Raw genomic sequence first — 18,875 nt, forward strand, 5'->3', positions numbered from 1 at the left:
TCCGGCGCCGGGTCACGTCACAGTGGAGCCCTCGCGGCGCAGGTCTGCGATTCCCTGGTCGAGGGCGGCGCGCAGGTGGTCGGAGCGGCCCGTCGCGAGGAGGATCGACACGCCGCCTTGGATCGCGGCCAGCAGGGCCGCGGATCGCGACTCGACGTCGACGTCGGCGGGGAGTCGGCCGCTGGCCTGGAGCGAGCGGATGCCCGCCGCCAGGCTCCCCTGCCACTGTCGCGTCAGCTCGATCATGATCGCCCGTGCTCCGGGAGTCGAGCGCCCGATCTGCTGGAACAGCGACCCGAGCGGACACGCGTCGCCCTGGGCCTCGTAGCGTTTGATCACCGTGTCCCGCCAGCGCGCCCACGCCTCCCACGAGTCCAGGCAGCTCAGATACGGCTGCTGGTCCTCCAGGATCTGATCCGCCTCGAACTGGGCTACCGCGACGAGCAGTTCGTCCTTGCCGGCCGGGAAGTAGTGGAACAGCTGGCTCTTGCTGGTGCGGGTGCGGGCCATGACGTCGTCCAGCGTCGCCGAGGCGACCCCCTTCTCCCGGAGCACCGCGGCCGCGCCTTCGACGATCCGGTTCCGGGTCGCCTTCCCCTTCGCCGTCAGCTGCCCAGGCACGGTTCGCCTCCTTGGAGTGGACTCTACGGTCCACAGTAACCCGGGCCGACCCCCACGAGGTGTTCTCTCAGGCGGTCGGGTACACCTCCCGCGTCGAGAGCTTGTGGGCGAGATGGCCCAGCAGTACGGCGTTGCAGAGGCCGCACAGGGCCGTGACGGTGGTGAAGAGCAGCGGGCTCAGCCAGGCGAGAGGGCTGGAATCCGAGGGGACCGAGAACAGGAGGGCGAGGATGCCGAGCGGTGCCGTGGCCATGGTCGGCCAGAGCGCGGCGAACCCCGGGTCGGGCGACACGTAGACGGCGTAGAGGAAGAACGCCAACGCGGCGGCGACCAGGGCGAGATACCCGCGCGCGAGCCAGTTGTCCACGGCGGGTGCCAGCAGGGTGCGGATGCGAGTGCGGGTGCGGTTGGGAGGTGCCGGGGTCGTGCTCTTCCGCGCGTTGGGCGTCGTGGATCTCTGCACCAGGGCGCCGACCACGGCGGCGTTCACGAGGGCGCAGAGCAGGAGCCATATCACCCAGAAGCCGAACGCCAGCGCCTGCGCCGGTCCCTCGGTACCGGGACCGAAGGGGAGGAGCACGCTCAGGAGGGAGAAGGGCGCCGTGAGGATCAACGGGCCTGCGGCGACAGGACTTTCCGGGACGATGAACATCGCCGCGACCGAGACGCCTACGACGGCCAGGTAGGCCCGGGCCGGCCAGTTGTCCGTGGCGAGGGCGAGGAGCCGGCGCGGGCGGGAGGCATGCGGCATCGAGGGCACGTCCTTCGGGTCGGTCCGGGTTGGTGACCCAACGGTGGACCGGGGAGCGCGCCCAGGCATGAGTACGGGTACCCATGGGGAGGCGCGGAAGGACTCAGTTCGTCAGGCTGTCGACGAACGCGGACCATGCGTCGGCCCGGAAGACGAGCTTCGGGCCGAGGGGGTTCTTGGAGTCACGGACGGGGACGAGGGCGGGGTGGCCGTCGGCGACTTCCAGGCAGTCGCCGCCGTCGCCACCGCTGTGCGTGGACTTACGCCAGCGGGCTACTTCGAGGCAGTTGTCGCCCCCGCCGCCGCTGTAGCTCGACTTGTGCCAGGTAACAGTGCTCAGGTCGCAGTCAGGAAAGTTCCTCATGGGCGTAATCCTGCGCCAACGCCTCGATCATGGCCAGGGACTTCTCCGGCGAGAGCGCGACGGCTGCGAGGAGTTCGAAGGTCAGCCTCAGCTGGGTGACGGTGGCCGGGTCGTCCTCCAGGCGCCCGGTGCGAACTCCCTCCAGGTAGACAAGGGGAGGCGCGTCAGCGAAGTCCATCAGCTTCATGGCACCCTTCATCGCTGTGTGTGCGCCTTCTTTGAACGGCAGTACCTGAGTGATGACGCGGCCCCGGCGGCCCAGGTCCACGACGTGGCGCAGAGCCTCGGCCATGACTGCCCGGCCACCGGTCTCCCGGCGTAGCGCCGCCTCATCAAGCACGGCCCACAACAGAGGCGTTGTTGGGTGGTCGAGTAGACGGGTCCGTTCCATCCGGCCGCCCACCCACTCATCGATCGTTCCCTCGGGTGCCGTCGGGTCGTAGGCGCGGTTCACGGCCCGTGCGTATGCGGGGGTTTGGAGCAGCCCGGGGATCAGCATGGGGGCGTACTCGCGGATGGCCGTAGCCCTCGTCTCCGCCTCCGCCGCCTCCGCGAAGTGCTCCGGATACTGGGACTTCGCCGCCGCCCCACAGTTCCGCGCGAAGAAGTCCCCCGTCCCCAACTCCGCGTCCAGCATCCGCGCGTACTCCGGCAACATCCGCCGCGTCCCCGCCTCCAACTGCCCGATGAACGACCCGCTCACGAACAGCCGTTGCCCCAACTCGTCCTGGCTGAGGCCCGCCTTCTCGCGGGCGTGGCGGAGTTCGGCGCCGAGCAGGGCTCGCGGTGAGGACGACGGGTCGAGGTCTTTGTGTCCTGCCACAGCAACTCCCTGTCCTGACACCCGAGTTTGTTGGGACTCCCCGTATGGCCAGGTTAGACACGTTGCCGCCACGCTGTGTTGCGAACAGCAAACTCTGTGTGGAGGTGTCAGGCATGCTGCGGTCGACGGAAGAAGTCGTCGCTTCGCTCCGGGAGGCGCTCACCGGTGTCGGTGTCGTCCTGCCGTCCCTGTGCGTGGACCCGGTGACGGGTGCGAGCGACGAGAAGTTCGCGCTGGTCGTGCTGGGGCGCTGCAACGTCCGTACCGCCGAGAAGCTCGCGTCCGTGCTGCGCGGCGAACGGCCCCCGGTCGGAGCACACGCCGTGGACGTACGGGACGGGCGGATCGGCGAGGTGATGGGACACGTGGGCGGCAACGTGCAGTTGCGGCCGGTCGGCGGGGGCCGGGAGTGGGACTGCCCGCCGGAGTCGACAGGGCCCGCCGCACAGGAGGAGGTACTGCGGGCCCGGGTACGGGAACGCAACCGCGAAGCCCGCCTGCCCTGACCCGCCTGCCCTGAGCCGCCCGCCCTGGTGCCGCCGTGGTCGACTGGTCCCATGGCCGTGATCCCGCCCCGACTCCTCCGGGCCCTCGAAGCCTTCAACTCCGCCCACCCCTGGAGTCACAACGCCCACTACCACCCGTGGCTGCTACGGCAGTTGCCCCGCAGGTTCGGGCGAGCACTGGACGTGGGCTGCGGGAGCGGTGACCTGGTGCGGCTGCTCGCCGTACGGAGCACGGGTGGTGTCGAGGGGATCGACTCCGATCCCCACATCATCGCCTGCGCAAGGGAGTTGACCCCGCCCGGTGTCCCCGCGGGCTTCGCCGTCGTCGATGCCCGGGCCGGAATCCCCGCCGGTCCCTACGACGTCATCACCTGTGTGGCCGCCCTCCACCACCTCCCGTTCGCCGAGACGTTGACCCGCTTCCGCGATCAACTCGCCCCGGGTGGAACCCTCGTGGTCGTCGGCTGCGCCCGCGAGGAGGGTGCCGTCGACTCACTTCTCGGAGTCGTCTCCGTCGCCCTGAACCTCGTCGTGGGCTGGGTGAAGAACCGGGGCCGTAGGGCCGTGTCCCGCCCGGTGGCCATGACCGCTGTCACCCGGCCCCCGGAGATGACCTTCATGGAGATCCGCCGGGAGGCCTGCCGCATCCTGCCGGGGGCCCGCCTGCGGCGGCGGCTGTTCTGGCGGTACACGCTGGTGTGGCGGACGACCGGGGCCGGCTCCCGGCACTCGGGAGCCGGCCTGTGAGTCGGGCCGGTGGTTACTGCTGGTGCCATCGGTCGTACTGGTCGGAGGGGTCGCAGGGCGTCGTCTGGATGAGGGTGCCGTTTCCGACGCTGGGCGTGGAGAGGCAGTACCCGCTCGACGCGTTCTGCCAGACGTCGTACCAGCCCGAGGGCGGCCCGAGCGGGTTGTCCGCGTAGTAGACGCGCCACTGCTGGTTGGCCGCGGCCGCGTTGCAGAACGCCATCGTGACCGTGCCCGTCCCCGATGCGGGCGCGGTGATGCACCGTCCTGTGTTCTGGTTGGTGAACGTGAACAGGCTCGTCTGGGTGTTGAACCCTTCGAGCCACTTCTGCTCGGCACCGCCGGTGCACGACCACATCTGGAGCTTCGCGGCGTTCTCGGTGGCGTTGTCGAGACAGTGGCTGGAGTTCCAGACGTTGATCGGGGTGAAGCCCGCGGCCTGCGCGGGTGATCCACCGGCCCAGGCCAGGGCCAACGTCGCCAGCACCGCGGTGACGAGCGCGAACAGTCTGCGTCGTTCGAACATGGCTCTTCTCCGTTCTTCCGTGCGGGTTCGCTGCGTTTTCCGTGCGTGCCGGGCAGCCTGGCGGGCCCGGGGACGGGTGTCCTGCGCTGTTCCGTTCAGCGGACCCGCTCGGTGTCGGTGTCGACGTCGACACCGGAGCGGTCGGAAGAAGCAGCCGATCCCGTGATCCCGGTGAGGCCGAAGGCGTAGGTCGCCACGAAGCCGACCAGGTAGCCGGTCAGCAGGCCTCCCGCGTAGATCGCCGCCGTCAGTGGCAGGGAGTTGTTCCCCGCCAGCAACGGGAACAGGGCCCACCCCGACGGTCCGATGGCCGTCGCCCCCACCTTGTCGCCCAGCGTCGCGAAGAACCCGACGAACGCCCCGCCCGCCGCCCCGCCCGCGCAGGCGGTCAGGAACGGGCGGCCCAACGGCAGTGAGACGCCGTAGATGAGCGGTTCGCCGACGCCCAACAACCCTGCCGGGAGCGCCGACTTGATGGTCGTACGAATCGAAGTGTCGTGGCGCAGGCGGAAGTAGACCGCCACCGCCGCACCCACCTGGCCGGCGCCCGCCATCGCCAGGATGGGCAACAGGACGGTGTAGCCCTGCTGTTCGATGAGGGTGGTGTGGATGGGGATGAGGGCCTGGTGCAGGCCGAGCATCACCAGGGGGAGGAAGAGGCCGCCGAGGATCAGACCGGCGAAGGGGCCGGTCGTGGACAGGAGCCAGTTCGCGGCCGTGCCGATCGCGGTGGAGATCTCGCCGGCCGCGTACATGAGGCCGTAGAGCGTCGCCAGGCCCGCGATCAGGACCGTCAGGGTGGGGGTGACGAGGACGTCGAGCGTCGCGGGGACCCAGGTGCGGCACCACTTCTCGACGTACGTGCCGAGCAGTGCGGCGGCGAGTGCGCCGAGCACCCCGCCCTGGCCGGGGGAGAGGGCGACCCCGAACGCGGTCACCTTCGCGACCCCGGGATACACCACGACCGCCGCCACCGCACCGCCCAGCACGGGCGTCCCGCCGAACTCCTTCGCCGTGTTGTGGCCGACGAAGACCGCGATGAGGGCGAGGAACGCGGAGGCGATGGCGGAGAGGGCGCCCGTCACTCCCGGGAGCCAACCCATGTTGATCAGCAGCCCGTTGAGGCCTGCCAGCACTCCGCAGCCGATCAGCGCGGGGATGAGGGGGACGAAGATGTTGGCGACCCGGCGGAGGAGCAGCTTGCCGGGGGTGGAGTTGCGGGCCCGCTGGTCCTCCTTCAACTCGGCGCCACGAGCGGCCAGTTCACCGGCAGCGCCAACGACCAGCTTCTCGAACTCCGGGGTCACTCGGGCCACCACCCCCGGCCCCAGCACGATCTGGTACGTGTCGTCGTCCACGACCCCGAGCACGCCGGGCAGTGCCCGTAGCGCCTCCTCGTCCACCAGCGACCTGTCCGCCAGGCCGAGCCGGAGGCGGGTCATGCAGTGGGCCACGGAGGTGACGTTCGCGGGGCCGCCGACGAGGGGGAGGATCGCGGCGGCGGTGGCGGCGGGAGAGGGCGAGGTGTTCACCCCACGAGCGTGCTGGTCAGCCGTCTGCCGCCGTCAGCGCCGCGCGCAGCCGGCCGCCGGACTCCTCCAGAAGGCGGGCGGCCGTCGGGCCGTCGACCCCGGCGAGGACCACCAGGATCGCGTTCTTCACCTCGCCGTCGGTGGCCGCGAGGGCCCGCTCGATCTCCGCGTCGTCCGCGCCGGTCGCGAGCGCGACGATCCGCCGGGAACGGGCGCGCAGCTTCTCGTTCGACGCCCGTACGTCGACCATCAGGTTCCCGTACGTCTTGCCCAGCCGGATCATCGTGATCGTCGACAGCATGTTGAGCACGAGCTTCTGGGCCGTGCCCGCCTTCAACCTCGTTGATCCGGTGAGGAGTTCGGGGCCCACGACGACCTCGATGCCGTGCTCCGCGGCCGCGGCGAGCGCGCTGTGCGCATTGCAGGACAGGCCGATGGTCAACGCGCCCTGTCCGCGCGCGTGCTGTACGGCGGCGATCGCGTACGGGGTCCGTCCGGAGGCGGAGATGCCGACCACCGTGTCGTCGGCGGTCAGCGCGAGCGCGTCGAGGTCGGCCTCGGCCAGTTCCCGGGAGTCCTCGGCGCCTTCGATGGACGTGACCAGGGCCGCCGGGCCGCCGGCGATCAGTCCGACCACCTCGGAAGGGTCCGTGTTGAAGGTCGGCGGACACTCGGACGCGTCCAGCACGCCCAGCCGGCCGGCGGTACCCGCGCCCATGTAGATGAGCCGGCCTCCTCTTCCCATGCGTTCCGCTACGGCGTCGATCGCGGCGGAGATCTCGGGGAGGCGTTGCGCGACCGCGGCGGCGACGGTGGCGTCCTCGGCGTTCATGAGGCGGGCGATGTCGAGGGTGGGGAGCTGGTCGATCCCGGCGAGTTCGGGGCGGAAGGCCTCGGTGGTGAGTGACTCCAACTCGGCACGGAGGTCACGGGGGTTGGACGTTGAGGTCATGGATCAGCGGCTCTTTCTGTTGTTCCTCGTCTGCGGGTGCGTTGTGGCTGGTCGCGCAGTTCCCCGCGCCCCTAAAAACATGGGCCAGCCTGCGTCTTTAAGGGGCGCGAGGAACTGCGCGACCAGCCCCCACCGGCCCGCAGACAGCCATGAACCGTCAGCGCCTATGCCGATGTGCCAGTGCCTCATAAGACGCCGACAACGCGGGCGCAGCCTGCTCATACGTCTGTTGCGCGACCCCGATGAACAAACAGTCCACCACCAGCAACTGACTCGTCCGGGACGACATCGCCGCCGGCCGAAGCTCACTCTCCCGCGCCGTGGACGTCGTAAGAATGTGATCGGCGTACTGGGTCACCGGCCCGTCCGGCCGCCCCGTGATCGCAACGGTCGTAGCCCCATGCTCAAAAGCCACCCGCAACGGCTCGATGACGTCACCGGTGGACCCGGAGTGGGTGATCGCGATCGCCACGTCCCCCGCCTTCAGCTGCACCGCGTTCGTGACGGCGAGGTGCGGGTCGCTGTGGGCGTGGGCTATGAGACCTATCCGCAGCAGCTTCTGGGTGAGGTCCTGGGCGACGAGCCCGGACGCCCCGACGCCGTAGATGTCGGTACGGCGGGCCGTGGCGAGCGCGGTGACGGCGGCGCCGAGCTGGACGGTGTCGAGTCCGGCGGCGGTGTCGGCGAGGGTCTGCTGCTCGTCGTAGGCGAGCTTCGCGACGACGTCCGCGATGGGGTCGTCGACGGCTATGTCGGTGGTGAGGGCGGGCGCCCGCCCGGACTGCTGCTGCGCGGCGAGTCCCGCCAGCGCGAGGCGCAGGTCGCGGTAGCCGAGGTAGCCGAGGATGCGGGCGGTGCGGACGACCGTGGCCTCGCTGGTGCCGGTGAGTTCGGCGAGGCCGGTGACCGTGAGGGCCGCGCAGCCGGCCGGGTCGGCGGCGACGGTCTCGGCGACGCGCTGCATCGAGCGCGTCATGGAGGGGGCGAGGGTGCGCACCTTGGCGGCCAGTGCGGCGGGTGGCGTACTCCCGGAGGCGCTTCCGAAAATTTCCTTCACTTCCTGGGTCACCTCTGAAAGATATTTTCGGACCGTGGTCCGGTCAAGAGTGCGCACAATGGGTGCATGGAGCCCAGTAGTGATCCCATAAGCCCCCTGGAACAGGCGCTGCACGCCGCCCGCGCCCTCGTGCTGGCCGATCTGGCCGCCGGTGAGGTCGTCGCGGCGGACGTGGTGTCCATGGTGGAGGAGTCCATCGTGCAGCGGCGGTGGTGGGTGGAGCAGTGGCCGGAGGGCGTGGAGTACGTCGCCGGGCTGGTCGCTCAGGACGTGCAGGACGCGCTGCTGGAGGCGTACGGACGCTGGCCCCTCTGCCCGGTCTGCGCGGCCGGCGACCCGCACGCCCTGGAGGTCGAACCGGAACTCGGACCCGACCCGCACTGGGTCTGCCACAAGGCGGGCGTGAAGGTCGTGGCCGTGGGAAACCTGGGCTCCCTGTGACCGTGTACATCGACCCACCGGCCTGGCCGGGGCACGGACGCCTGTGGTCCCACCTCGTGAGTGACGTCTCGTACGACGAACTGCACCTGTTCGCCGAGGAGTTGGGCGTACCGCGCCGGGCCTTCGAGCGGGATCACTACGACATCCCGTCGCATCGTTACGCGGACGCGGTGGCCGCCGGTGCGGTGGAGGTCAGGAGCCGGGAGGTGGTCCGGCTGCTGACGGCGGCGGGGCTGCGCAGGCCCAAGGGGCGGGCGCAGTGACGGAGTTGCCGCGCGCACAGTAACGGAGTTGCCGTGGACGCGGTAACGGAGTCGCTCAGCGCCCCAACTCGTAGGCGAACTCGCCCTCGACCTCGTCCTCGCTCACCTTCCTGAACCCCGCCCGGGTGACGACGGCCTGCGACGCGAGGTTGTCCCGCTCGATCGTCGCGAAGACGGTCCGTACGTCGTCCCGGGCCAGCGCCCACTCCGAGAGCGCGCGGAGCGCCTCCGTCGCGTAGCCCTGGCCGCGGGCGCCCGCCACCAGGTCGTAGCCGACCTCCGCGCGGCCCTCCTCGTCGGGGACGCCGTGGAAGCCCAGGCCGCCGACCGCGCGGCCGTCCTCGCGGCGGACGAGGGCGAACACGCCGAACTCCGGGCGGTGCACGCCCGATATGTAGGCCTTCAGCAGGAAGGTCGCGGCCTCCCGGGTGCCCTCGTACGGGCCGCCCTCGATCCACTCGAACCCGCCGTCGCCGCCCGAGACCAGGTCGCCGGCGGCCGCGGGGGTGATGCCCTGGAGGGTGAGGCGGTCGGTGGTGTGGACGAGGTTGTTGTGCCAGCGCCAGCCGGTGACGGGGGCGCGGCCGGGGAGGTCGCCGCGGCCGGTCGCCCACAGCAGGGTGCGCCAGTGGTCGGCGCCGGGGCGGACGTGCGGGAAGATCCGGCCGAGCACGAACTCGCTGAGTTCCGGGGCCGGTTGATAGGTCAGGCCCAGGCCCTCGGCGATGTCGTGCGTGTGCAGCAGCACCTCGGCGATGCCCATCGCGGCGAAGCCCTCGCGGTTCGCGCTGCGGAACGGGTACGGGTGGAACGCGCGTACCTCGCGGGGCGTGGTGCGGATCGCGGCGGCCAGCAGGGCGCCGGTCGTCTCGATGACGTCCAGGGCACCGGAGTTGTCGGTGCCCTCGTCGAAGGTGATGTCGAAGGGGACGTACGCGTGCTGCGCGCGCCCGGCCAACTGCCCCGCGTACGAGATGAGATCACCGGCGATGTGCTCGGCGGTGTACCGGCAGCTCCACTCCAGCCGGCCCGCCGTGGCCTTCTCCCAGTCCTGGCCGGTCGCCGTCCGGAGCAGTGCCACGGCCTCCGCGACGGCCGCCTCCACCTGTTCCCCACCCATGTCTCGCATGCGGGCAGGCTAAGTGGTGCGGGCCGGTCAGGGCGACAGCATTTCCAGCTCGCCGCGCAGGTTGTACCGCGCCGTCGCCTCCCACTCCGCCGCCCCGTACGGCGTCCTGAACAGCCTCGGCAGGTCGAGGAGTTGACGCAGGATCGCCGAACGGCCCGCCCGGAACGCGTCGTTGGGGACGAAGTGGTACTCCTCGCGGACGGCGGCCGTGTACGCGGCGTACGCCGACGGCGGCGCGGCCAGGATCGCGAGGTCCGCGTCGCACAGCACCTGGCCGTCGCGGTCGTCGTCGGCGGGGTCGTGCGTGACGGTGAGCCGGACGAGGCGGGCGACCTCGTCGGTCTTCGCCTCCGGCACGCCCGCCTCGGCCAGCGCCCGCTCGGCCAGCCGCGCCGACCGCTCCTCGTTCTCGGAACGGTCCGGGAGGTAGACCGCGTCGTGGAACCAGGCCGCGAGCCGTACGACGTCCGGGTCGTCGGCGTGTTTCTCCAGCACGTCGACGTGGTCGAGGACCGAGGTGAGGTGCGTGAGCGTGTGGTAGTGCCGCTGCGGCTCCTGCCAGCGGCCGAGGAGATTCTCGGCGTACGGCACGGGGTCGGGACCGCCGTCGGGTGTGCGGGCGGGCGTGCGGGCGCCTTCGAGGGCGTGGGTCCAGCGGGCGCGGAGGGCGTCGAGATCGGCCATGCCCCTCATTTTCCTCCCGCGTTCCCGCCATGCCGGAGGAACCGAACATCTTCGGGCGCGGGTGACGGTGTGACGGGGGTGATCTCGCGGCCCCCTCCCCGCCCGCGTACCCTGAGATTGGACTAGACCTGTAGCCGCTCCAGGGAACACGACGGAAGGGGTCCTATGAGCACGCGTGCAGTCCTGGAGGTGATCGCCCTCGGCGCCGAGGACGCGATCGCCGCCCAGGCCGGAGGCGCGGACCGTCTCGAACTGGTCACCGACATGGCGGCCGACGGACTCACCCCGCCGGTGGAGACCTTCGCCGCGATCCGCGCCGCCGTCGACATCGACCTGCGCGTGATGCTGCGCCTCGCGGACGGCTTCGCCGCGGGCGACGTGGACCGGCTCGTCCGGGTCGCCGGGGAGCTGCGGACCGCCGGCGCCGACCAGTTCGTGCTCGGCTTCCTCGCCCCGGACGGCTGCGTCGACCTGGACGCGGTGGAGCGGGTCGTCGCCGAACTGGACGGCTGCGCCTGGACGTTCCACCGCGCGATCGACCGCGCCGCCGACCGTGACGCCCTGCGCAAACAACTCGCGGACCTGCCGGGCCTGGACGCCTACCTCACCGCCGGTTCGCCGGACGGCGTCGACGACGGCCTCCCCACGCTGCTCCGCGAGGCGGCACTACGAGGGGAACCCGGGTACGAGCAGCGCATCCTGGTCGGCGGCGGCCTGCGCCTCGGCCACGTACCGACTTTGCTCGCCGCCGGGGTCGACGCCTTCCACATCGGCGGGGCCGCCCGTCCGGAGGGCTGGGAGCGGCCGGTGTCGGCGACGGCGGTGGGCGAGTGGCGGGCGGTGCTCGACGGAGCGTGAACCGCCCTTACGGTCAGGTGAGCTGGGCGGGCAGCGGAGCCGTGTGCGTGACGATCAGGCCCGACACCGCTCGGGTCAGGGACACGTACAGGCGGCGCAGGCCGGTGCGCTCGTCCGGTTCGCCGTCGACCACGGCCTGCGGCTCGTCGAGGACCACGTAGTCGTACTCCAGGCCCTTCGCGAGCGAGGCCGGGACCAGGGTCAGGCGGGTGTCCACGGTCGTCTCCTCACCCGGGTCGATGTAGCCGATGCCGGCCGCGGTGAGGGCCGCCGCCAGTTCGGGGATGCGGGCGTCGGCGGCGATCAGGCCCGTCGACCCCTCGTTGCGCAGCAACTCCTCGCAGGCGGCGACCACTTCGGCCGTACCGGTGATGGAGCGGAGGTCGAAGAAACCGGGGTTCTCACGGACCGAGGCGACGGGGGTCAGCCCCGGGGCGATGTGAGGGAGGAGCCGGGAGGCGTACGTGATGACGTCGGTCGGTACGCGGAAACCGGCCGTCAACTCCTCGATCACGCCGTCGGATTTGCCGAGGTGGGCCAGCGCCTCGTCCCAACTCCGGGTAGCCCAGGGCGTGGTGCCCTGCGCCAGGTCGCCGAGGACGGTCGCGGAACCGGTGGTGCAGCGGCGGCCGACCGCCCGGTACTGCATCGGGGAGAGGTCCTGCGCCTCGTCGAGCACGACATGCCCGAGCGAGTGCGTCCGCTGCACGAGATCGGTCGCCTCGTCGATCAACACGGCGTCCGCGGCCGACCACTTGGCGGCCTTCACGCTCCGCACCGCCTTCGCCCAGAGGATCGTCTTCTGCTCGTCCTCGTCGAGGATGCCGTCCGCGTGCGTGGCGAGGAAGTCCGCGTCGGTGAGCAGCCGCAGCACGAGCCTCGCGGGCTCGACCGGCGGCCACACCGCCTTGACGGCCGCCTTCACCGCCGCGTTGCGGGCCACGGCGTCCTGCACCCGGTCGTCCGGCGCCTCCCCGGACCGCTCCATCTGCACCAGCACGACATGCGCGATGCGCTGCGGAAGCGCATCGCGGGCGGCGCCGTAGCGGATGTCGCGGTCGAGCAACTCCCGCACGATGGCTTCGAGTTCGTACGCCGGGATGCGCCAGCGGCGGGAGCCGCGCACCACCATCACCGGCTCGGTCGGCACGGTGACGTGCGAGTAGATGGCCTTCCTCAGCACCTCGGCCATGCGGGCGTCGCCCTTGACGACGGCGGCCGGTGCCTCGTCGGTGCCCTGTACCTCGACGTGCGCGACCAGGTCGTCCACCGTGCCCTGGCGGACCGCCAACTCGCCCAGCGCGGGCAGCACTTGCTCGATGTAGTGCAGGAAGGACCTGTTCGGCCCGATGACGAGGGTGCCGGTACGGGCCAGCCGCTCGCGGTGGGCGTAGAGGAGGTAGGCGACGCGGTGCAGGCCGACGGCGGTCTTTCCGGTACCGGGCCCACCCTGCACGCACACGGTCCCGCCGAGTCCCGACCGTACGATCTCGTCCTGCTCGGGCTGGATGGTCGCGACGATGTCGCGCATCGGGCCGACGCGGGGCCGCTCGATCTCCTGCTGGAGCAGCTTGCTGGTGGCGGCGGCCTCGGCCGGGTCCATGAGGTGCTCGTCCTCGTACGCCGTGAGGTCGCCGCCCGTGTAACCGAAGCGGCGGCGCAGCGAGACGTCCTGCGGGTCCTTCTTGGACGCCCGGTAGAACGGCTGCGAGACCGGCGCACGCCAGTCGATGACCATCGGGTCGCCCTCGGAGTCGTGCACATGCCGGCGCCCGATGTAGAACTGCTCACCCTCCGCGCCCTCGGCCAGCTCGACGCCGGGTGCGTGCAGGTAGTTCAGGCGGCCGAAGAACAGCGGGGTGTCGCTCAGGTCGGCCAGCGCCTTGATGCGGTCGTCGATCTGGCGGGCGAGGACCGCGGCGTTGACCCAGTTCGCCGTGACGTCCTTGATGTCGAGCGACTCGGCGTCCTCGCGCATGGCGCGCAGCGCGGAACGGGAGGAGGCGAGGTGGGAGCGTTCGCGGGAGAGGGGATCGTCGGTCGGCGTGGACAAGGCGGTGCCTCCGGAGGACCTGCTGTGGCTGCTGGGTGGGTGGTGCCGACCGGTTTCCGTCCGGGCGGCGGCACTCCCTGCGGGGAGGCGGGCAAGAGCGGAGATTCTAGGTGAGGGCAACTGGCGGAGGCGAATGGTTTTACGGCCGCGTTGACGCCCGCGCCGATGGCCGCGTTGACGCCCTGCTCCGACGGCCGCGCGCGTGTCCCCTAGGGGACGACCCCTCCACCCAGGAGGGGAACGGGTCCGCCCGGAGGCGTACACGGGCGGCCCGCAGGTTGGCTCTCTGGACCGATGCCGACCTTATGTCCCAAGACGCACCATGGAGTCATGAGCGCAGCAACCATTCATCCGGCCCCCGTCCGCCCGTCCGGTGCCACACCGGTCGCCGGCGGCACCCACCCCCATCGCCTGGGCAATGCCCTCCGCGCCATAAAAGTGTTCGCGGGCGCCGCGTTCAGCGTGGTCGTCCTCGGTGAGTACGGCGAGGAAGCGGGCATACGCCGTAAGTGACCACCAGGGTCACCTACGGCCGGTGCTCAGCTCTCCGCGAGGATCTCGTCCGCGTCCATGATCCGGTACGCGTACCCCTGCTCCGCGAGGAAGCGCTGGCGGTGGGCGGCGAAGTCCTGGTCGATCGTGTCGCGCGCGACGACCGAGTAGAAGTGGGCCTTGTGACCGTCGGCCTTTGGCCGCAGCACCCGCCCGAGGCGCTGTGCCTCCTCCTGACGTGAGCCGAACGTGCCCGACACCTGGATGGCGACGGTGGCCTCCGGCAGGTCGATGGAGAAGTTGGCGACCTTGGACACCACGAGCACGCTGATCTCCCCCTCGCGGAAGGCGCCGAAGAGCTTCTCCCGCTGCGCGTTGGAGGTCTCGCCCTTGATCACGGGCGCGTTCAAGTGCTCGCCCAGCTCGTCGAGTTGGTCGATGTACTGCCCGATGACGAGGATCTGCTGACCGGCGAAGCGCCGGACGATCGCCTCCGTGACCTTGCGCTTCGTGGCGGTGGTCGCACAGAAGCGGTACTTCTCCTCGGCCTCGGCGGTGGCGTACGCGAGCCGCTCGGAGTCCGTGAGGTTGACCCGCACCTCGACACAGTCGGCGGGCGCGATGTAGCCCTGCGCCTCGATCTCCTTCCAGGGCGCGTCGAACCGCTTCGGCCCGATGAGGGAGAACACGTCCGACTCCCGGCCGTCCTCGCGCACGAGGGTCGCGGTCAGCCCGAGCCGCCGCCGTGCCTGGAGGTCGGCGGTGAACTTGAAGACGGGCGCGGGCAGCAGGTGCACCTCGTCGTAGAGGATGAGCCCCCAGTCGCGGGAGTCGAAGAGCTCCAGGTGGGGGTAGACGCCCTTCCGCCTGGTGGTCAGCACCTGGTACGTGGCGATGGTGACGGGCCGGATCTCCTTGCGCGTCCCGCTGTACTCGCCGATCTCCTCCTCGGTCAGCGAGGTCCGCTTGATCAGCTCGTGCTTCCACTGCCGGGCGGAGACGGTGTTCGTGACGAGGATCAGCGTGGTCGACTTGGCCTGCGCCATGGCCCCCGCGCCGACCAGGGTCTTCCCGGCACCACAGGGCAGCACGACAACGCCACTGCCGCCGTGCCAGAAGTTCTCCACGGCCTGCTTCTGGTAGGGCCGCAGCGCCCACCCGTCCTCGTCCAGCTCGATCGGGTGCGCCTCGCCGTCGACGTACCCGGCGAGGTCCTCGGCCGGCCACCCCAGCTTCAGCAGCACCTGCTTGATCTGCCCGCGCTCGGAGGGGTGCACGGCCACGGTGTCGGGGTCGAGCCGGTTGCCGACGAGCGGGGCGACCCGCTTCGACCGCAGGATCTCCTCCAGCACGGGCCGGTCGGTGGTGGTGAGGACGAGCCCGTGCGCGGGGTGCTTGCTCAGCGTGAGCCGGCCGTAGCGGTCCATGGTCTCGGCGATGTCCACGAGCAGCGCGTGCGGCACGGGATACCGGCTGTACTCCACGAGCGCGTCCACGACCTGCTCGGCGTCGTGCCCGGCGGCCCGCGCGTTCCACAGCCCCAGCGGTGTCACCCGGTACGTGTGGATGTGCTCGGGCGCCCGCTCCAGCTCGGCGAACGGCGCGATGGCGCGCCGGCAGTCGTCGGCTCGCTCGTGATCGACCTCAAGGAGAAGGGTCTTGTCGGACTGGACGATGAGGGGGCCATTCACGCGCGACTGCCTTTCTGCGGGGCTCGCCGGGCCTGGAGGACTCGGGACGGCCAAACGTCCAGTGTGCACTACCGGCCGATGATCACAGCCGGGCTCTGAGAGGGTGAGGCCATGGGCGAACTGGTGGACCGGGTGGACGAACAGGACCGGATAATCGGGACCGTGGACCGGGGCGAGGCCATCGCGCAGCACTGGCTGCACCGCGTCGCGACGACCGTCTGCCGGGACCGGGAGGGCCGCATCCTGGTGCACCGGCGGGCGGCGGACATGTCCCGGTTCCCGGGGCAGTACAACTTCATGGTCGGCGGCGCCGCGGAGGCCGGGGAGTCCTACGAGGAGGCGGCGGCCCGTGAACTCACCGAGGAACTCGGGGTGCGGGTGCCCGTCCGGTTCGCCTTCAAGTACCTGTGCCGGGGCGAGATCAGCCCGTACTGGCTGGGCCTTCATGAAGCGGTGGTCGACGAGGAGATCACCCCCGACCCGGACGAGATCGCCTGGCACGCGTGGGTCACGGAGGACGAGCTGCGGGAGATGGCCGGCCGCCCGACGTTCGTGGCGGACTCCGTCCACGCGCTGGCCCGCTACCTGAGCTGACCCCCGCGCCCTACTCCTCCGCCAGCTCGGCGACCCCCGTCACCCGGTGCAGCGGATACGTCCGCGTCTCCTCCGCCGTGTGGTCGTACGCCGTGACGAAGCCGCCCTCCACGCGGATGGGGGCGATGACGCGCTGGCTCGCGGCGCCCTCGGCGTTGACGTAGCCGATCCAGAGGGTGGCGCCGGTGAGGACGGCGGCCTGCATGGTGGCGAGGGTCTCGGCGGAACTGGTGCGCGGGAGTTCGCCGTTCGGCGAAGTCGTCGTGGTCGTTTTGAGGGGCGTCGTGGAGGCGCGGTCGCCCGCCCTGATCGCACGGACCGCCGCCGACAGGAGGGTCGTGTCCGGGGTCGGCGGGCCGTCCGGTACCGGTTCGGGGGCTGTGCGCGGCGGGGTGCGGTGGGCGTGGGCGCGGGTGATGACGACATCGCCGTCCGCGGACTCGGCGGCCGGCGCGAAGCCCATCGCGCGCAGCCCGTCGAGGAGCGCCGCCGGGTCGGCCTGCGCCGCCAGCACGGTCGGCGCGATGCGGCGCAGCCGCAGGCCGGCCGACCGTTTGTCGGCCAGGATCTCGCTGAGCACCGCGTCGTCGTCGCAGCGCACGTACGCCGAGGCCACGCCGATCCGCAGATGCCCGTGCCTGCGGGCCACGTCGTCGATCAGGTAGGCGAGGGGCTGCGGGACGGGCGTACGGGAGTGCGCGGTGAGGAAGTCGTGCAGGTCGGAGGCGGACCGCCCCGCGTCCAGCGCGCGGCGCACCGAACCCGGCGTGAAGCGGTAGACCGTCGCCCCGCCCTTCGACTCCACGTCCGCGAGCACGTCCAGCATGTCCGCCAGCGGCCGCTCCAACGGGCCCGGCGCCACCGCCGTCAGGTCCGCCTGGAGCAGCACGTGGTCCAACGGCTCGGGCAGGAGCGGGGCAAGCAGCCGAGCGGCGGCGGCACTTGCGGCGGCCTGCTCGGCGGGGGAGAGGGGGTCGGGGGGAGTGGGCGGGCGGTGGTGATGATGATGGACGGGGAGCTTGTCACCGGGGCCGGAGTGGTCGGTCGCGCCGGCCGGGTCGACGACACCTGCCGGGTCGGCTGCCGCACCCCGCGGCCCCAACAACGCCCGCCCCTGCGCCGACAGCGCTCCCCGCCCCGTCACCCCCAGCATCTCCGCCTCGCCCAACGTCCACCGGGCAAGGCGACTGCGCAGATCGTCGTCCCCCTGAGCACCCGCCGGAGAGCCCTCGGTACTTCTCTGCGCACCCCCCGCCCCCCGGACCGGCCGCTCCCACCGCAACCGCGCCAGCACCGACTCGGCGGACGGCGAGGCGCCCTCGGGGAGCCCGGCGAGAAGACCCAGCACCCGGTGCCGTACCTCCGGAGCCGCCGACCGGTCCAGACCGGGACCCAGCGCGGACAACGTCCGTTCCTTCGTGTCCCGCCCGCCCACCAGCCCCGACGTCCGGGTCGCCGTCAGCCACGCCTCCGCGAGCACGGCCCAGCGCTGCGCGGCGGGCAGCTCCAGCCACTCGTCGTGGGCCGGGGTCGCCGCGTACCGTTCGTCCGCGTTGCCGTCGGAGGCCAACAGGCCCGCCGCATAAGCGAGTTCGACCCAGAAGGCGGCGACGGGCTCCGCCACGTCCAGCGCGACCGCCGTCCGCTTCAGGTCGCGGACGCTGAGGCCGCCCGCGCGCATCACCGTCGGCCCGCCCTCGTCCCAGTCCTTCAGCAGCTCCTCGACCGTCGCCAGCGCGGTGTACGCCTGCCCGGCCGCCGTCGTGTCCACAACCTGTGGACGGTGCGTCGCCTTCGCCTCGACCACCGGCGCCACCGGCTCCGTCTCGCGGTGCGCGCGCCCGGCCCGCAGATGCAGGGCCACCTCACGCGGGAGTACGACCGTGCCGGGCGCGGTCGGCAGCAGCAGCCCCCGGTCGATGAGCCAGCGCAGCCGGGCCGCCGGCTCGGCGGTCACCTGGCCGTACGGCGGCCCCCAGACCAGCCGGTTCAGCACCTCCAGGGACTCCTCGGGGGCGCGGGCGAGCAGCGCCTTCATCCGCCTGCGGCCCGTGAACAGCTTGGTGAGCGAGGCCACCGCTGACACCGGGTCATGCGTGGAAGGCAGGCCGGCCGCCGTCACGATCTCCTGGACCCGGCCCGGCGACATGCCCGCCGTGGCCTCCGCGACCGTAGGACCGAGGCCGGTCGGCGACGGATGCTGCGGCGACGGTGCCAGCAGCTCACGCGCCGTCCGCACCAGGCGCAGCCGGTCGTCCGCGCCCCACACCAGCGCCTGCTCGCGCAGGGTCGTAAGGGCGCGCGGCAGCGCGTGCACGACGGCGGCGTCGCGCGCGTCGCCCGCCATCAGCCCGACCAGCTCGTCGTACGACGCCGGGTCCGCCGCCACGGCCAGGGCCTCCGCCGTCTGCAACGCGAAACGGTCGAGCCGCTCCAGCGCCCGGACGACCGACCCGCGGGTACCGGCCCGGGTCGCGAGCTGGGTGAGGTCGGTGGGGACGGGCGTGATGAGGTCGGGGCGGCTGCGCAGCAGCGCGGCCAGGGAGGTGTCGTCCCTGGTTCGGAGTGCCTCCGCGAGCGAACGGGGCGGCGTGGCCGGGGTGCTCATCCGACCCACGGTAGCGGGTGCGGCGCCCGGGCCGGTGTCGCCCGCGCTTCCGCACCCGGACACGACCCCGCCTCACGACCCCGGACGAGGGCACCCGCGCGCGTGCGGCGACACCCCGTGCGGCGGCGACAGAACTCCCTTCGGCTGAAGCATCTCCGCGCGCGGGCTGCGACTCCCTGCCCC

At 71.7% G+C, this 18,875-nt stretch carries 20 protein-coding genes; 7 read left to right on the forward strand and 13 right to left on the reverse strand.

Translation table 11 applies throughout. The features are described 5' to 3' along the window. Positions 1-12: 12 nt before the first annotated feature. From OG714_RS28350 to OG714_RS28365, 4 genes are all read right to left on the reverse strand, one after another. Positions 13-621, reverse strand: coding sequence for a TetR/AcrR family transcriptional regulator (locus OG714_RS28350; protein ID WP_406125129.1), 609 nt, complete (start codon positions 619-621; stop codon positions 13-15). Positions 622-688: 67 nt separating this feature from the next. Further along, positions 689-1,372 carry an SCO4225 family membrane protein gene (locus OG714_RS28355; RefSeq protein ID WP_406125131.1) on the reverse strand — a complete coding sequence of 228 codons (684 nt, stop codon included), beginning with the start codon at positions 1,370-1,372 and terminating at the stop codon, positions 689-691. A gap of 103 nt (positions 1,373-1,475) precedes the next feature. After that, the gene (locus OG714_RS28360; protein WP_406125133.1) at positions 1,476-1,736 is read right to left on the reverse strand and encodes a DUF397 domain-containing protein; all 261 of its coding nucleotides are present in this window, start codon (positions 1,734-1,736) and stop codon (positions 1,476-1,478) included. Continuing rightward, positions 1,720-2,559 (reverse strand): Scr1 family TA system antitoxin-like transcriptional regulator, encoded by an 840-nt coding sequence (locus OG714_RS28365; RefSeq protein WP_406125134.1) that lies wholly within the window; start codon positions 2,557-2,559, stop codon positions 1,720-1,722. Before OG714_RS28365 ends, OG714_RS28360 begins: the two co-directional genes overlap by 17 nt. 113 nt (positions 2,560-2,672) lie before the next feature. Between OG714_RS28365 and OG714_RS28370 the strand changes: the two genes are divergently transcribed. Further along, positions 2,673-3,065 (forward strand): hypothetical protein, encoded by a 393-nt coding sequence (locus tag OG714_RS28370; RefSeq protein WP_406125136.1) that lies wholly within the window; start codon positions 2,673-2,675, stop codon positions 3,063-3,065. A 51-nt stretch (positions 3,066-3,116) separates the two neighbouring features. Beyond that, positions 3,117-3,812 carry a class I SAM-dependent methyltransferase gene (locus OG714_RS28375; RefSeq protein WP_406125138.1) on the forward strand — a complete coding sequence of 232 codons (696 nt, stop codon included), beginning with the start codon at positions 3,117-3,119 and terminating at the stop codon, positions 3,810-3,812. 13 nt (positions 3,813-3,825) lie between these two features. On the opposite strand, the gene OG714_RS28380 is transcribed toward OG714_RS28375, so the two are convergent. From OG714_RS28380 to OG714_RS28395, 4 genes are all read right to left on the reverse strand, one after another. Then, entirely contained in the window at positions 3,826-4,338 is a 513-nt protein-coding gene (locus tag OG714_RS28380; protein ID WP_406125139.1) for an RICIN domain-containing protein, read from the reverse strand. Between the two features lie 95 nt (positions 4,339-4,433). Continuing rightward, a complete protein-coding gene (locus OG714_RS28385; RefSeq protein WP_406125141.1) occupies positions 4,434-5,870 on the reverse strand; it encodes a PTS transporter subunit EIIC in 1,437 nt (478 codons plus the stop codon). Between the two features lie 16 nt (positions 5,871-5,886). Beyond that, positions 5,887-6,822 (reverse strand): N-acetylmuramic acid 6-phosphate etherase, encoded by a 936-nt coding sequence (gene murQ, locus OG714_RS28390; protein ID WP_406125143.1) that lies wholly within the window; start codon positions 6,820-6,822, stop codon positions 5,887-5,889. 157 nt (positions 6,823-6,979) lie between these two features. Further along, positions 6,980-7,891 carry a MurR/RpiR family transcriptional regulator gene (locus tag OG714_RS28395; protein WP_406125145.1) on the reverse strand — a complete coding sequence of 304 codons (912 nt, stop codon included), beginning with the start codon at positions 7,889-7,891 and terminating at the stop codon, positions 6,980-6,982. A gap of 54 nt (positions 7,892-7,945) precedes the next feature. Between OG714_RS28395 and OG714_RS28400 the strand changes: the two genes are divergently transcribed. Both OG714_RS28400 and OG714_RS28405 read left to right on the forward strand, forming a co-directional pair. Then, positions 7,946-8,320: a hypothetical protein gene (locus OG714_RS28400; protein WP_406125147.1), complete on the forward strand. Its 375-nt coding sequence runs from the start codon at positions 7,946-7,948 to the stop codon at positions 8,318-8,320. Then, on the forward strand, positions 8,317-8,583 hold the full coding sequence (locus OG714_RS28405; protein ID WP_406125149.1) for a DUF4031 domain-containing protein: 267 nt from the start codon (positions 8,317-8,319) through the stop codon (positions 8,581-8,583). The genes OG714_RS28400 and OG714_RS28405 overlap by 4 nt, the downstream gene beginning before the upstream one ends. A 55-nt stretch (positions 8,584-8,638) precedes the next feature. Here the strand turns inward: OG714_RS28405 and OG714_RS28410 are convergent, their stop codons facing one another. Both OG714_RS28410 and OG714_RS28415 read right to left on the reverse strand, forming a co-directional pair. After that, positions 8,639-9,712, reverse strand: a complete 1,074-nt coding sequence (locus tag OG714_RS28410; RefSeq protein WP_406125150.1) for a GNAT family N-acetyltransferase — start codon at positions 9,710-9,712, stop codon at positions 8,639-8,641. Positions 9,713-9,739: 27 nt separating this feature from the next. Continuing rightward, positions 9,740-10,396, reverse strand: a complete 657-nt coding sequence (locus tag OG714_RS28415; RefSeq protein WP_406125151.1) for a hypothetical protein — start codon at positions 10,394-10,396, stop codon at positions 9,740-9,742. Positions 10,397-10,561: 165 nt separating this feature from the next. Between OG714_RS28415 and OG714_RS28420 the strand changes: the two genes are divergently transcribed. Beyond that, a complete protein-coding gene (locus OG714_RS28420) occupies positions 10,562-11,254 on the forward strand; it encodes a copper homeostasis protein CutC (RefSeq protein WP_406125152.1) in 693 nt (230 codons plus the stop codon). 13 nt (positions 11,255-11,267) lie between these two features. Here OG714_RS28420 and OG714_RS28425 read toward each other — a convergent pair whose 3' ends face one another. Continuing rightward, positions 11,268-13,307, reverse strand: a complete 2,040-nt coding sequence (locus tag OG714_RS28425; RefSeq protein WP_406125154.1) for a HelD family protein — start codon at positions 13,305-13,307, stop codon at positions 11,268-11,270. Positions 13,308-13,637: 330 nt separating this feature from the next. Between OG714_RS28425 and OG714_RS28430 the strand changes: the two genes are divergently transcribed. Next, entirely contained in the window at positions 13,638-13,820 is a 183-nt protein-coding gene (locus OG714_RS28430) for a hypothetical protein (RefSeq protein ID WP_406125155.1), read from the forward strand. 26 nt (positions 13,821-13,846) lie between these two features. Here OG714_RS28430 and OG714_RS28435 read toward each other — a convergent pair whose 3' ends face one another. Continuing rightward, positions 13,847-15,490 (reverse strand): DNA repair helicase XPB, encoded by a 1,644-nt coding sequence (locus OG714_RS28435; RefSeq protein ID WP_406125157.1) that lies wholly within the window; start codon positions 15,488-15,490, stop codon positions 13,847-13,849. 111 nt (positions 15,491-15,601) lie between these two features. Between OG714_RS28435 and OG714_RS28440 the strand changes: the two genes are divergently transcribed. Further along, complete coding sequence (locus tag OG714_RS28440) at positions 15,602-16,084, forward strand: NUDIX hydrolase (protein WP_406125158.1); 483 nt, start codon at positions 15,602-15,604, stop codon at positions 16,082-16,084. 10 nt (positions 16,085-16,094) lie between these two features. On the opposite strand, the gene OG714_RS28445 is transcribed toward OG714_RS28440, so the two are convergent. Beyond that, complete coding sequence (locus OG714_RS28445; RefSeq protein WP_406125160.1) at positions 16,095-18,692, reverse strand: helicase-associated domain-containing protein; 2,598 nt, start codon at positions 18,690-18,692, stop codon at positions 16,095-16,097. Between the last annotated feature and the right edge of the window lie 183 nt (positions 18,693-18,875).

Source organism: Streptomyces sp. NBC_00989 (assembly GCF_045162655.1).
Classification (GTDB): Bacteria; Actinomycetota; Actinomycetes; order Streptomycetales; family Streptomycetaceae; genus Streptomyces.

Coding starts and splice junctions, on each gene's coding strand:
- OG714_RS28355 (WP_406125131.1), bottom strand. CDS start 1,372: ATGCCGCATGCCTCCCGCCCGCGCCGGCTCCTCGCCCTCGCCACGGAC.
- OG714_RS28360 (WP_406125133.1), bottom strand. CDS start 1,736: ATGAGGAACTTTCCTGACTGCGACCTGAGCACTGTTACCTGGCACAAG.
- OG714_RS28370 (WP_406125136.1), top strand. CDS start 2,673: ATGCTGCGGTCGACGGAAGAAGTCGTCGCTTCGCTCCGGGAGGCGCTC.
- OG714_RS28375 (WP_406125138.1), top strand. CDS start 3,117: ATGGCCGTGATCCCGCCCCGACTCCTCCGGGCCCTCGAAGCCTTCAAC.
- OG714_RS28380 (WP_406125139.1), bottom strand. CDS start 4,338: ATGTTCGAACGACGCAGACTGTTCGCGCTCGTCACCGCGGTGCTGGCG.
- murQ (WP_406125143.1), bottom strand. CDS start 6,822: ATGACCTCAACGTCCAACCCCCGTGACCTCCGTGCCGAGTTGGAGTCA.
- OG714_RS28400 (WP_406125147.1), top strand. CDS start 7,946: ATGGAGCCCAGTAGTGATCCCATAAGCCCCCTGGAACAGGCGCTGCAC.
- OG714_RS28410 (WP_406125150.1), bottom strand. CDS start 9,712: ATGCGAGACATGGGTGGGGAACAGGTGGAGGCGGCCGTCGCGGAGGCC.
- OG714_RS28415 (WP_406125151.1), bottom strand. CDS start 10,396: ATGGCCGATCTCGACGCCCTCCGCGCCCGCTGGACCCACGCCCTCGAA.
- OG714_RS28420 (WP_406125152.1), top strand. CDS start 10,562: ATGAGCACGCGTGCAGTCCTGGAGGTGATCGCCCTCGGCGCCGAGGAC.
- OG714_RS28430 (WP_406125155.1), top strand. CDS start 13,638: ATGAGCGCAGCAACCATTCATCCGGCCCCCGTCCGCCCGTCCGGTGCC.
- OG714_RS28440 (WP_406125158.1), top strand. CDS start 15,602: ATGGGCGAACTGGTGGACCGGGTGGACGAACAGGACCGGATAATCGGG.
- OG714_RS28445 (WP_406125160.1), bottom strand. CDS start 18,692: ATGAGCACCCCGGCCACGCCGCCCCGTTCGCTCGCGGAGGCACTCCGA.